Origin of the sequence: Streptomyces sp. A5-4 (assembly GCF_051131715.1) — a bacterium.
GTDB lineage: Bacteria > Actinomycetota > Actinomycetes > Streptomycetales > Streptomycetaceae > Streptomyces.
In genome coordinates this window covers 5004936-5017934 of sequence record NZ_CP178591.1, presented here as the reverse complement: position 1 = coordinate 5017934, position 12999 = coordinate 5004936, and the positions used below count along the sequence as shown (strand labels likewise).

At 71.6% G+C, this 12999-nt stretch carries 8 protein-coding genes and 1 pseudogene; 4 read left to right on the top strand and 5 right to left on the bottom strand.

Annotation, left to right across the window (positions count from 1 at the left end):
- Positions 1-80 precede the first annotated feature (80 nt).
- Entirely contained in the window at positions 81-1061 is a 981-nt protein-coding gene (locus tag ACLLJJ_RS23335) for a CHRD domain-containing protein (protein WP_434594851.1), read from the bottom strand.
- Between the two features lie 122 nt (positions 1062-1183).
- Entirely contained in the window at positions 1184-2194 is a 1011-nt protein-coding gene (locus tag ACLLJJ_RS23330) for a polyprenyl synthetase family protein (protein WP_434594849.1), read from the bottom strand.
- Between the two features lie 177 nt (positions 2195-2371).
- Here ACLLJJ_RS23330 and ACLLJJ_RS23325 point away from each other — a divergent pair.
- Both ACLLJJ_RS23325 and ACLLJJ_RS23320 read left to right on the top strand, forming a co-directional pair.
- Positions 2372-3734: pseudogene (locus ACLLJJ_RS23325) on the top strand (peptide MFS transporter).
- A gap of 8 nt (positions 3735-3742) precedes the next feature.
- Positions 3743-5746, top strand: a complete 2004-nt coding sequence (locus ACLLJJ_RS23320; protein WP_434594846.1) for a CocE/NonD family hydrolase — start codon at positions 3743-3745, stop codon at positions 5744-5746.
- 232 nt (positions 5747-5978) lie between these two features.
- Here ACLLJJ_RS23320 and ACLLJJ_RS23315 read toward each other — a convergent pair whose 3' ends face one another.
- Entirely contained in the window at positions 5979-7178 is a 1200-nt protein-coding gene (locus ACLLJJ_RS23315; protein WP_434594843.1) for an NAD(P)-binding domain-containing protein, read from the bottom strand.
- Between the two features lie 26 nt (positions 7179-7204).
- The gene (locus tag ACLLJJ_RS23310; RefSeq protein WP_434594840.1) at positions 7205-8452 is read right to left on the bottom strand and encodes an ATP-grasp domain-containing protein; all 1248 of its coding nucleotides are present in this window, start codon (positions 8450-8452) and stop codon (positions 7205-7207) included.
- 231 nt (positions 8453-8683) lie between these two features.
- On the opposite strand from ACLLJJ_RS23310, the gene fahA reads away from it, so the two are divergent.
- Positions 8684-9910, top strand: a complete 1227-nt coding sequence (gene fahA, locus ACLLJJ_RS23305) for a fumarylacetoacetase (RefSeq protein WP_434594837.1) — start codon at positions 8684-8686, stop codon at positions 9908-9910.
- The gene (locus ACLLJJ_RS23300) at positions 9910-10593 is read left to right on the top strand and encodes a GOLPH3/VPS74 family protein (RefSeq protein ID WP_434594835.1); all 684 of its coding nucleotides are present in this window, start codon (positions 9910-9912) and stop codon (positions 10591-10593) included. Before fahA ends, ACLLJJ_RS23300 begins: the two co-directional genes overlap by 1 nt.
- A gap of 189 nt (positions 10594-10782) precedes the next feature.
- Here the strand turns inward: ACLLJJ_RS23300 and recQ are convergent, their stop codons facing one another.
- On the bottom strand, positions 10783-12864 hold the full coding sequence (gene recQ, locus ACLLJJ_RS23295) for a DNA helicase RecQ (protein WP_434594833.1): 2082 nt from the start codon (positions 12862-12864) through the stop codon (positions 10783-10785).
- Positions 12865-12999 lie beyond the last annotated feature (135 nt).

Genomic DNA, 12999 nt, shown 5'->3' with positions numbered 1-12999 from the left:
GGCGTCTCCCCCGCCGGGCAGGAGAAGACGCCGGTGCCCCTTGCAGCTATCTCGTGTTCCTCAGCGGTCGATCGCCCCGGTCAGCGCGGGACGAAGACATAGTCGGCCCGGTACGAGACCGCGGCCAGCGAGCCTTCCGTGCAGCTGCCGGCAGGGGCGACGCCGCCCACCGTGTTCAGCCGCAGGATCTCGCCGGTGTGCGCGAGCAGCCCGCGCTTCTTGCCCGACTGCTGCGCGCGGAGGTTCAGCTCGGGGATGTTCGCGGCGCCGTTGGGCGTCTTGGAGATCACCGCGCCGGTGACCGCGCTGCGGTCCGGGGCGATCCACTCCGGGGTGCCGGAGTCCGGCTCGGCGAAGGAGTGCGCGATGTCGCCGGCGAGTACGGCCCGTACGTCGCGCTGCTGGAACGAGAACTTCCCGTCCGTGCCCTTCTTGCACGCGTAGATCTGCCTGCCCCTGAGCACCGGGGCCTGGACGCTCCTCAGCGCGTGGCCGAAGTCGAAGGCGTCGGCCACCTGGTGGAACTGGCCGCGTACCGCGCCGCCCGGGAACTCCGCGGTGTGCAGGTTGGCGTAAAAGCCCGTCGGACCGGCCTTGAGCGCGTCCAGCAGCGCCGCGTCCCGCACCTCGACGGACCCGGTGAGGCTGTGGCCCTTGCCCTTGCCCTTGTCCTTGTCCTTGCCGAGCTGATCAGTGAAGTCGATCTTGACTTCGCCGTTGACGCCCCTGCCGCCCTGATGGATGTGCAGGGCAGTCGGCCGGTCGGTGCCGCGCCACTTCACGGCGAAGGACACGGTGCTGCCCTCGACCTTGAGGAACTCCAGCGCGGCCCCGTCCCTGTCGCCCGCGGCGGGGCCGCCCGGCACGGGTACCTCGTTGGCGCCGTTGAGGCTCGCCGCGAAGAAGGCGGCGTCGCCGCGGGTACTGGTACTGCCCCTCGTGCTGCCGCTGTCGGCGGAGGCCGGCAGCGCGGTGAGCGTGACGCCCACCGCGACCGCGGCCGCGGTGGTGGCGATCAGGATGGTCTTTCGAGTAAGTCGTCGCTGCGCAATGTCGCTCATGCCCGGAATTCTCCCCGCATCCCGTGCCATCGCCCCCTGCGACGGCATCGGGCATACGTACGAACCGGACCCGGGCCTGGACTCAACCCCAGAATGTGACCTGCGCCACATTCGGCGCGGCACTATCCGGCGCGATGCACCACGGTGTCGCACAGCTCTTCCAGAGCCGACTTCGCATAGCACTCGGGCAGCGGCGCCAGCGTGTCGCGGGCCTCCTGCGCGTACCGCACGGTGTCGCGGCGCGCCTGCTCCAGGGCCGGGTGCTCGCGCATGCGCCGCAGCACCTCCGCGAGCCTGCCGTCGTCCGTCAGATCGCCGTCGAGCAGCTCGCACAGCTCCACGTCCGCCGGACGCCCGTGCGCCGCCGCCTGCGCCCTCAGATGCAGCACCGGCAGCGTGGGGATGCCCTCGCGCAGGTCCGTGCCGGGCGTCTTGCCCGACTCGTGGCCCTCGCTGGAGATGTCCAGCAGATCGTCCGCCAGCTGGAAGGCGACGCCGAGGCGCTCGCCGTACTGCGTGAGGATGTCGACGACCCGGTCGTCGGCGCCGGACATTATGGCGCCGAACCGCCCGGAGACGGCGACCAGTGAGCCGGTCTTGCCCGCGATGACGTCCAGGTAGTGATCCACCGGGTCGCGACCGTCGCGCGGCCCCGAGGTCTCCAGGATCTGGCCGGTGACCAGGCGCTCGAACGCCTCCGCCTGGACACGTACGGCGTCGAGTCCGAGATCGGCCAGTATGTGCGACGCCCGCGCGAACAGGAAGTCACCGGTGAGCACCGCGACCGAGTTGCCCCAGCGCGCGTTGGCGCTGGCCACTCCGCGGCGCACATCCGCCTCGTCCATGACGTCGTCGTGGTACAGCGTCGCCAGATGCGTCAGCTCGACGACCACGGCGGACGGCACGATGCCCGGCGCGTGCGGATCACCGAACTGCGAGGCCAGCATGACAAGGAGCGGACGGAACCGCTTGCCGCCCGCGCGCACCAGGTGCCGGGCGGCGTCCGTGATGAAGGGGACCTCACTCTTGGTGGCGTCGAGCAGTCCCTCCTCGACAGCCGCCAATCCGGCCTGCACATCGGTCTCAAGAGCCTGGTCCCGCACGCTCAGTCCGAACGGCCCGACGACGGTCACGAGGGTTACTCCTGTCTGCTGACGATCACACGGATTGTCGATCTGTCGCTGTCCACAACTCAAGTCAGCGTATCCGGTCAGCTTTCGATCGCCGAGAGCGCCTTCCCGTCGCCCCGCGCACAGTCCGATGCACCCCGGTATGTTCGTGCTCAGCTCATACGACCAGGAGTAGGCCCTTTGTCCCGCACTGTGCCCGACACCGAGTCAGACCAGCCGCCGCCCGAGGACGACCACGCCTTCTTCGGGCAGCCGCGTGGCCTGATGCCCCTCTCCGGCCTGGAGGGCGGGGAACGTTTCTCGTTCCTGGGCATGCAGGCCATCCTCGTCCTGTACTTCGCCGACGCCGTCTCCGACGGTGGCATGGGCATGGATCCGGCCACCGCCGCCTCGGTCTCCGCGGCGTACGGAACCATGGTCTATCTGGTCTCCGTGGCCGGTGACTGGCTGGCCGACCGCATCCTCGGCTCCTACCGGGCCGTGCTGTGGGGCGGCATCCTCATCGCCTGCGGCCACTATTCGATGGCCGTCCCCACCGACGGCATGACCTGGGTGGGGCTCGGCCTGATCAGCGCCGGTACGGGCCTGCTCAAGCCCAATGTCGCCAGCATGGTCGGCAAGCTCTACCGCACCGACGACGACCGCCGCGACGTCGGCTTCGCCCTCTACTGCGTGGGCATCAACATCGGCGCCTTCGCCGGCCCGCTGGTCACCGGCTGGCTCGGTGACCACAAGGGCTGGCACTGGGGTTTCTCGGCCGCCGCGATCGGCATGACCTTCGGCCTGATCCAGTACGTGATGGGCCGCCGTCACCTGGCCGGGCGCAAGGCCTCCGCCGAATTCGCGCTGCCGGCCGACGGCATGCGCCGGGCCGTACGCCTGATCGTCGCCGGGGTCCTGGGTTTCGCCGCCGTCGCGACCCTGCTCGTGCTCGTCGGCTGGCCGACCATGGACCGTTTCGTCGACGTGCTCACCCTGGTCTCGGTGATCACGCCGATCGTCTACTTCGTGGTGATGTTCCGCAGCCCGCGGGTCTCCCCCGAGGAACGGGGCCGGCTGCGCCCGTACATCGTGCTGTTCCCGGCCTCGCTCGCACCCGTCGTCGCCGCGGTCTGGGTCCGGATGGGCCCCCGCCAGCCGCACGCCTCCACCAAGATCGCGTTCGGGGTGATTCTCGGTGGTCTCTGGTTCCTGCTGATGGTCCTGCCGACGTCGGGGCACAGCGGTGACACGTACCGAATGGCCGTGTGGTGGATCGTCGGCTCGTATCTGCTGCTCGGACTCGGTGGCGTACTCCTGGAGACGTCCGGTCTCTCCGCCAGCGGCAAGCTCGCCCCCAGGGCGTTCGCCAGCCAGACCATGGCGCTCTGGTTTCCTGTCGCTGGCCCTCGCCAACGGCATCCAGGCGCAGGTCGTGAAGTTGTACGGCGAGGTGTCCAACCCCGTGTACTTCGGCGTCAACGGCGCCGTCGCGGTAGCGGTCGGCCTGGCCGTGATCGCCGCCGCTCCCCGGCTCAAGCGCACCATGCACCCCGTCCACTGAGGTGATCCATGCAGATCCATGTCCGGCCCGCTTCCGACTTCCCGTACCGCACGACCCAGGAGGACGTACGGATCCCGCTCCCCGACGGGACGCGCCTGTACGCCCGCATCTGGCGTCCGGTGACCGAGGAGCCCGTACCGGCGCTGCTCGAATACCTCCCGTACCGGCTGAGCGACTGGACGGCGCCGCGCGACGCGCAGCGCCACCCCTGGTACGCGGGGCACGGCTACGCCTCGGTGCGGGTGGATGTGCGCGGGCACGGCAACAGCGAGGGCATGCCGGGCGACGAGTACGACGCGACGGAGCTGGCGGACGGCGTCGCGGTGGTGAACTGGCTCGCCGAGCAGCCCTGGTGCACCGGCAAGGTCGGCATGTTCGGCATCTCCTGGGGCGGTTTCAACTCCCTGCAGATCGCGGCGCTCGCCCCCGAGCCGCTCAAGGCGATCGTCACGGTCTGCTCGTCGGACGACCGCTACGACAACGACGTGCACTACATGGGCGGCTCCGTACTGGCCGTCGACATGCACGCCTGGGCGGCGACCATGCTCGCCTTCGTCGCACGCCCCCCGGACCCGGCGCAGGTGGGCGACGCCTGGCGGGACATGTGGCTGGCCCGCCTGGAGAAGGTCGAGCCCTTCATCCACACCTGGCTGACCCACCAGACGCGCGACGCGTACTGGAAGCACGGCAGCGTGTGCGAGGACTACGGCGCGATCGACGCGGCGGTGCTCGCGGTGGGCGGCTGGCACGACCCGTACCGCGACACGGCACTGCGGCTGGTCGAGCATCTGGATCCCAACCGGGTACGGGGCCTGATCGGCCCGTGGTCGCACCAGTACCCGGACCGGGGGCTGCCGCCCGGCCCGGCCATCGGCTTCCTCCAGGAGACGCTGCGCTGGTGGGACCACTGGCTGAAGGACTCCGACGACACCGACGTCATGGCGGAGCCGCTGCTGCGCTCCTGGATCAGCGACTCGCACCCGCCACGGACGGTGTACGAGGAGCTGCCGGGCCGCTGGGTGGGCGACGCGGTCTGGCCGTCGCCGCACATCACCAGCGTCCCGTTCGCCCTCCAGGGCGACCCGATCGTCGTCGACTCGCCGCAGCACACCGGCCTGGACGCGGGCCGCTTCTTCCCCTTCGGCAACGACGCGGACCTGCCGCCGGACCAGCGGGAGGAGGACGCGAAGTCGGCGAGCTTCGAATTCCCGGTGGGTGAGAGTGCCATCGAGATCCTGGGCCGCCCCAGGGTCCGGCTGCGCCTGACCCTGGGCGTGCCGTTCGGTCAGGCCGCGGCCCGGATCTGCGACGTGGCGCCGGACGGCTCGTCGACGCTGATCACCAGGGGCGTGCTCAACCTCTCGGCGCGCAACGGACGCGACCGGGCGGACGCGTGGCCGCTGGGCGCGACCAAGGACGTCACCTTCGAGCTGAACGGCATCGGCCACAGCTTCCCGCCCGGCCACCGCATCCGGCTGTCGGTCTCATCGGCGTACTGGCCGTGGATCTGGCCGCAGGCGGACTCGGCGGGCTTCACCCTCGACCCGGCGGGCAGCACCCTGGAGCTCCCGGTCAGGACCCCGACGCACGACTCCATCACCTTCGCCCCGCCGGAGCAGTCGGCCGCCCTGGCCGTCGCCTTCCCCGAGAACCCGGACCAGCGCCCCGAACGCCTCATCACCCGCGATGTGGCCGCCGGCGAATGGCGCATGGAGGTCGACCCGCGCTACGGCGGGACCCGGGTCTATCCGGACGGCCTGGAGTTCACCGAGGACGCGCTGGAGACGTACACGATCAACGAGTCGGACCCGCAGAGCGCGCGCACCCGCTCGGACTGGACGATCCGGCTGCACCGCCCGGAGACGGGCTGGGACGTTCACGTCAGCACGCGTTCCGAGATCGCCTGCGACGCGGCGGACTTCATCACGTCGAACGAGGTGACGTGCCGGGAGGGCGACGAGGTGGTCTTCCACCGGACGTGGGAAAAGCGGATTCCGCGCACGGCGGGGTGAGGCGGTGGCGCGGGGTGCGGGTTGCCAGGCTGGGGCTCCGCCCCAGACCCCGGCCCTCAAACGCCGGCCGGGTTGAACATCAGCCCGGCCGGCGTTTGAGGACACGCCCGTAGGGTGTCCAGGGGGCCCGGGGGTCTCCCCCGCCACGCGGCGGCAGCCGCGAAATGACACAGCGGGAAGGGGCCGGTACGGGGAAACAGCCCGCCGCGGGCGATCCGCGCCCGCCGCCCCCTCACCCCCGCGTCACAGCCCCCGCAACGCGCGGCGACGCATACTCCGTGCCGCACACGAACCGCATCACCGGCCCGAACGAGGCCGCCGCGGGCAACCCCGTGAAGTGCAGCCCCCGCACCGAAGACCCGTACCCGGCGTCGAGCTGCGGCGCCCCCCGCGTCACCGTCAGGTCCGCCCGCAGTTCGTGCCCGAGGAAGTCCAGCGCCGCCACGTCCGTCCGGTAGCCCGTCGCGGCCATCACATGGTCCGCGGACAGCTCGCGCTGCGCGCCCCGGCCCCCGCTCAGCGTCAGCACCGGGCGGCCGTCCCGCACCCGCGCACCCACGATCCGGCGCCCGTCCGTCACCTGGATCCGCCCCGCCAGGAAACGCTCGCGCAGCCACCACGCGCCGAGCGGCCCCAGCACCCGGCGCACCAGGTAGTGGCGCGCGGGCGCGGGCAGCCGGCGTACGTGCGTGGCGTGGTACGACAGCGCGTACAACGACCAGGCCCGGCCGAACGGCGACTCGGGACGCAGCCGCGACTGCCGGTCGGGGGCGTCCCCGAAGGACACCGCCCCCGACCCCCGCGCCACGATCCGCACGGACGCCGCACCCGCCTCCGCCAACAGCACCGCGTTCTCCAGCGCGGACTGCCCCGCGCCGACGACAACGACGTCCTGCCCCGCGAAGCGCGACAGGTCGCGGTGGAACGAGGCGTGCGAGATCGGACCGCTCGCCGACAGGCCTTCCGGCACCGCCGCCGCCAGCTCGCGCGGCAGCCGCGCCAGGCCCGCCAGGCCCGTCGCCACCACGACCGCCCTCGCCACGAACTGCTCGCCCGAGTCGAGCTTCAGCTCGAAGCCCTCGCGCGACCGGTCCACGGACACCACCCGCACCTGCTCCAGGTCCGGAAGCAGCTTCCTGGCGAACCACTGCCCGTACTCCGCGAACGTCTCCACCGGGATCAGGTCCCAGTCGGACTCGTAGCGCCGACGACCCGTCTCCGCGCAGAAGTCGATCAGATCGTGGCCCGGCTGCGGGGCGTCGATGTTGGATGCCACCGGCGTCGACTTGAGCAACATCCCGGCGGGCATGTTCTCGTGCCAGCTCACCATCGGTGAACCGAACACGCGGACCGGAATGCCGCGGGCCCGCAGATGGGCCGCGGTGGACAGGCCGTAGGGCCCTGCCCCGATGACCACTACCGGACGGATCACGTGAAGTCCCCTCCCTTGGGCGTCACTTACTCAGCACTGCTCTGGCCGGCGTCACTCGCCGGCCGCACCTTGACCGCGGGATCGCGACGAGCCGGACGCGCGCCCCGCCACATCTGGTACAGGTGCTTGATGCCGGGCCGCACGAGCCGGGCCAGCATCGTCAGGAACGGCCCCATGTCGTCCGCCGCGAGCCACGCCAGCTCCGTGCTGTCCGCGCGGGCGGGGGCGTGCGGCGTCGTGTAGCCGCTGCGGCGGTACGCGACCAGAGCCGCCAGATCAATGTTCTCCACGACGTAACGGTGACCGGCCCGCTGCTCGCCCTCCGGGACCTTGCGCCCGGTCAGATGCAGATGCTGGGCCCGTACGACGTCGATCCCGGCCTCGTTCTCGAAGAGCCGGAACTGCGCGCCCATGCGCGGATTGAAGTCGAGCAGCTTGTACTGCCCGTCGCGCCGGTCGAAACGCAGATCGAGGTCGACGACCCCACTGAACCCGACCTGCTTGATGAACTGCGCCGCGATCTGCGCGAGTTCGGGGTTGTCCACGACATACGCACTCGCCGTCATCCCCGCGTGCGGGGGCCAGGACCGCACCTTCACCCCGGTGAACATCGCCAGCGCCGTACTGTCCGCGTCGAAATAGGCGTGGACGATCCAGTCCTCCGCCTCCTCGCGCGGCAGGTACTCCTGCAGGATGACGCCCGGCCGTTCGCCCCAGCCGCGCGCGAGCGCGAGCAGCTGCTCGGGCCCCGCTATTCGCGTCGTGCCGTTCACCGCGGGCTGCCTGCGGCGTACGAACGCCTCGCGGTTCTTGGCCACCACCGGGAACGTCGCCACCGCGGCGTACGCCTCCACATCGGCGTACGACTCGGGAAAGGCCGCGGCGGGCGACGGCACCCCGTGCTCGACGCACAGCTCGTGCAGCCCCTGCTTGCTCGCGAGACCGCGCGGCAGGCGCGCGTCGACGCGCGGGAAGAGGAAGGGCCCCGCGAGCGCGTCCTGGTGCTCGGCGATCAGCACGGCCGCCTCCTCATCGGTGGGCAGCAGCACCGTGGGACGGCCGATTTGGCGGCCGATCCGCAGCAGCCCGTCCACCAGCCGCTCGGGATCCTCCGTTCCGGTGGTCGGCCATACGAAGGGGCGCTTTAGATAGCGGGAGCGCGCGGCCGGGGTCCACCGGTCCTCGGTGATCGCGTACATGGGCACACCGAGTCGCCCCAGACTGCGGATCGCCCCCACCCCGCCGTGGTGCAGCGGATAATTCCCGATCTTCACGATCAGCCCGGGTACATCCCGGTCGGCCGTGAGTAAAGCGCTACGGCTCGCCACCTGTTTCCCCCCTAGCGGGCATGGCCCACCCCTGCCCTTTGCCCCAAAGGACGCTAAGCCGGAATTCTGCATTCCAGCAAGGCTTTTCCGGACATTGCGAACTCTTTAGGCACTGCCATGCCGGGCGTCGGCCACGTAACGTGTTCCTCTCACGACCTGGAAAGCGAGGCAGCACCGATGCCCGAGCAAAGCCCGCTCGACCTGGCCGAAGGCGACCTCTTCGGCCCGCACAACCTCCCCTACGGCGTCTTCTCCACCCCGGAGGAGCCAGAGCGCCGCCGGGTCGGCGTCCGTATCGGCGGCCATGTGCTGGACGTGGGAGCAGCCGCGCTCGTCCTGGGCTCGCCGTACGCCGCGCTGCTCGCCCGGCCCACGCTCAATCCGCTGCTCGCCGCGGGCCGCACCGCGTGGCGCGACGTGCGCCGCGCGCTGACCGCCTGGGTGACGAGCCCGGCGCACCGCGCCGAGATCGAGCCACTGCTGCACCCGCTCACGGCGGTCACACTGCACCTTCCGTACGACGTCGCGGACTACGTCGACTTCTACGCGAGCGAGCACCACGCCACCAACGTCGGCAAGATCTTCCGGCCGGACGGGGACGCGCTGACGCCCAACTGGAAGCATCTGCCGATCGGTTACCACGGCCGGTCGGGCACCGTCGTCGTCTCCGGCACCGACGTGGTGCGCCCGTCCGGCCAGCGCAAGGCCCCGGCCGACCCGGCGCCCGTCTTCGGCCCGTCCATCAAGCTGGACATCGAGGCGGAGGTCGGCTTTGTCGTCGGCACCCCCTCCGAGCAGGGCGCTCCCGTCGCACTCGGCGACTTCCGGGAGCACGTCTTCGGCCTGTCCCTCCTCAACGACTGGTCGGCGCGGGACATCCAGGCCTGGGAGTACGTGCCGCTCGGCCCGTTCCTGGGCAAGTCCTTCGCCACGTCCGTATCGGCGTGGGTGACCCCGCTGGAGGCGTTGGAGGCGGCCCATGTCGCGCCGCCCGCCCGGGACTTCCCGCTGCTGCCCTACCTGGACGACGCGGACGAGGAGGAGCCCGGCGGCTTCGACATCCGGATCGAGGTGCGGATCAACGGCGAGCTGGTCGCCGAGCCGCCCTTCTCCACCATGTACTGGACGGCCGCCCAGCAACTGGCCCAGATGACGGCCAACGGCGCCTCGCTGCGCACGGGCGACCTGTACGGCTCGGGCACGGTCAGCGGCCCGGCCGCCGAACAGCGCGGCTCCCTCCTGGAGCTGACCTGGAACGGGCGTGACCCGCTCGACCTGACCAACGGCAAGCGCACCTTCCTGGAGGATGGCGACGAGGTCACCCTGACCGCGTGGGCGCCGGGCGCACACGGCACGCGGGTCGGCCTGGGCGAGGTCACCGGGATCATCAGGCCCGCCGTCTGATGCCGACGCGCTTCTCCCTCCCCGAGGAACTCCTGCTGCTGGGCCTGGACCCGCAGCGGGGGAGCGCACGCGTGCGCATGCGGTACGTCGAGTACGGCATGGCCGGCGCCGTACTCGCGGAGCTGGAACTGAGCGGCCATGTCGCGGAGGAGCGCGGCCGGATCCAGGTGATCAACCCCCTCGCGCCCGCCGACCCGGTCGCCGCCCAAGTGCTGGCGAGCCTGCCTGCGCCGGGCAAGGGCCGCGGGGGCAAGGGGGAGCGCACGAAGGGCTGGGTCAGGAGCACCGGGCGGCACATCACGGAGCTGTACCTGAACCGTCTGGTGGAGCAAGGCGCACTGCGCCGGGAGACGCGCCGGTTCTTGGGCCTCTTCCCGTACCACCGCCACCCCGCGGGCCCGGAGGACTCGTCGGCGGCGGTGTGGCAGCGCCTCGCCGCGTCGATCCGCGCCGACTCCCCGGACGGGCGCGACCGGGCCCTCGCGGCCCTGCTGTCGGCGACCGACCTGGCCGGCAGATACTTCCCGGGCTTCGGCGCCCGCACGACCCGCTCCGCCCTGCGCCACCTGGCCCGTGAACACTGGCCTGCGGTCGCGGTGCACCGCGCGGTCAAGCAGGACAAGGCAGCGGCGAGCAACAGTGGCGGAGGCGACGGGGGCGGGGGCGGGGGCGGCGGGGACTGAGGCCCCCGGACGGGCTGTAATTCAGCCCGTCCAGAATTCAGCCCGTCCGGCGTTTGAGGACCGGGCCCGGGGCGGAGCTGCGGACAGGCTGAATTCCAGCCCGTCCGGCGTTTGAGGACCGGGGCCCGGGCGGAGCCCCGGTACGGGAAGGGGCGGGTAGGGGACAGCGCCGCAGGCACCCCGAACCGCTCACCCCTCCGGCGGCTCCGCGTCGTCCCACTCGGGCTCCCGCCCCCAGTCCGGCTCCGGGTCGTGCCCGGCCTCCGCCGCGGGCACCGGCCGCGCGGCGGGCACCGGCACGACCGGTGCGGTCACCGCGGCCGGGGCGACCGGGGCGGCGGGAGCGGCCGGGGGCGTAGGCCCGGGGCCCTGGGCCGGCTCCGCGGCGCCCGCCGCATCCGCGAGCCCGGCCAGCACCTCCAGCACCCCTTCCCCGTACGTGGCCAGCTTCTTCTCGCCGAGCCCGGCGATGCCACCCAGCTCCTCCACGGACCCTGGCCGCGCGGTCGCGATCTCCCGCAGCGTCGCGTCGTGGAAGACGACGTACGCCGGGACACCCTGCTCCCGCGCCTGCTCCGCCCGCCACGCCCGCAGCACCTCGAACACCGGCACGGCCTCCGGGGCCAGCTCCGCGGTCGCCGCCGCGGCCTTCGACTTGCGCTCGCCCTTCGCGGAACGGGCCGCCGCCGTCGGCTTCGTCTCCTTGCGCAGCCGCACCTCACGCTCCCGGCTCAGCACGGACGCGCTCTCCTCGGTCAGCACGAGCGTCCCGTACTCCCCCTCGACGGCGAGCAGCCCCTGCGCCAGCAACTGCCGCACCACGCCCCGCCATTCCGCCTCGGCCAGCTCCTCGCCGATGCCGAAGACCGACAGCTGGTCGTGGTCGAACTGGATCACCTTCGCGGTCTTGCGCCCCATCAGGATGTCGATGATCTGCCCCGCGCCGAACTTCTGCCTGCGCTCCCGCTGCAACCGCACCACCGCGGAGAGGACCTTCTGCGCGGGCACCGTCCCGTCCAGCGTCTCGGGCGGGCTGAGGCACGTGTCGCAGTTCCCGCAGGACGGTGCCGTGGGGTCTTGGCCGAAATAGGCCAGCAGCTGCGCCCGCCGGCACTCCGTGGTCTCGCAGAGCGCCAGCATCGCGTCGAGATGCGACGCCGCGCGCCGCCGGAACGCCTCGTCGCCGTCCCCGCCCTGGATCATCTTGCGCTGCTGCACCACGTCCTGGAGCCCGTACGCCATCCAGGCCGTCGACGGCATCCCGTCGCGGCCCGCGCGGCCCGTCTCCTGGTAGTAGCCCTCGACGGACTTGGGCAGGTCGAGGTGGGCGACGAACCGCACGTCGGGCTTGTCGATGCCCATGCCGAAGGCGATGGTCGCCACGACGACCAGGCCCTCCTCCCGCAGGAACCGGGACTGGTGCGCCGCACGCGTCCCCCCGTCGAGACCCGCGTGGTACGGCACGGCCGCCACGCCGTTGCGGCAGAGGAACTCCGCCGTCTTGTCGACGGAGTTGCGCGAGAGGCAATAGACAATGCCCGCGTCCCCCGCGTGCTCCTCGCGCAGAAAGGTCAGCAGCTGCTTCTTCGGGTCGGCCTTGGGCACGATCCGGTACTGGATGTTGGGCCGGTCGAAGCTCGCCTCGAAGTGCCTGGCGTCGGGCATCCCGAGCCGCTGGGTCATCTCCTTGTGCGTGGCGTGCGTCGCCGTCGCCGTCAGGGCGATCCGCGGCACGTCCGGCCACCGCTCGCCCAGCACGGACAGGGCCAGATAGTCCGGCCGGAAGTCGTGCCCCCACGACGCGACGCAGTGCGCTTCGTCGATCGCGAACACGGAGATCTTGGCCCGGCCCAGCAGGTCCAGCGTGGCGTCGAGCCGCAGCCGCTCCGGGGCCAGATAGAGCAGGTCGAGCTCCCCTGCGAGGAACTCCGCCTCCATCACGCGCCGCGTGTCGTAGTCCTGGGTGGAGTTGAGGAACCCGGCGCGCACGCCGAGCGCCCGCAGCGCGTCGACCTGGTCCTGCATGAGCGCGATCAGCGGCGAGATCACAATGCCGGTACCGGGCCTGACCAGCGCCGGGATCTGATAGCAGAGCGACTTTCCGCCGCCGGTCGGCATGAGTACCACGGCGTCCCCGCCGTCCACCACATGCTCGATGACGTCCGCCTGCGCCCCACGGAACGTCTCGTACCCGAAGACGCGGTGCAGCGTCCGCAGCGCGTCGCTCTCCGTCACGCCGCCGATGTCACCCGTCGTGGTCATCCCTGCCATACCAGCCGTCCCGTCCATCGCACTGTCCCCCCGCACCTGATCCGTCACCCCCACCCACGGTAGAGGCCCGCACTGACACCCCGGACCAAAAGCCGCCGCCCGGCACCCCTCCCTCCAAGATCCAAGATCCGGGAG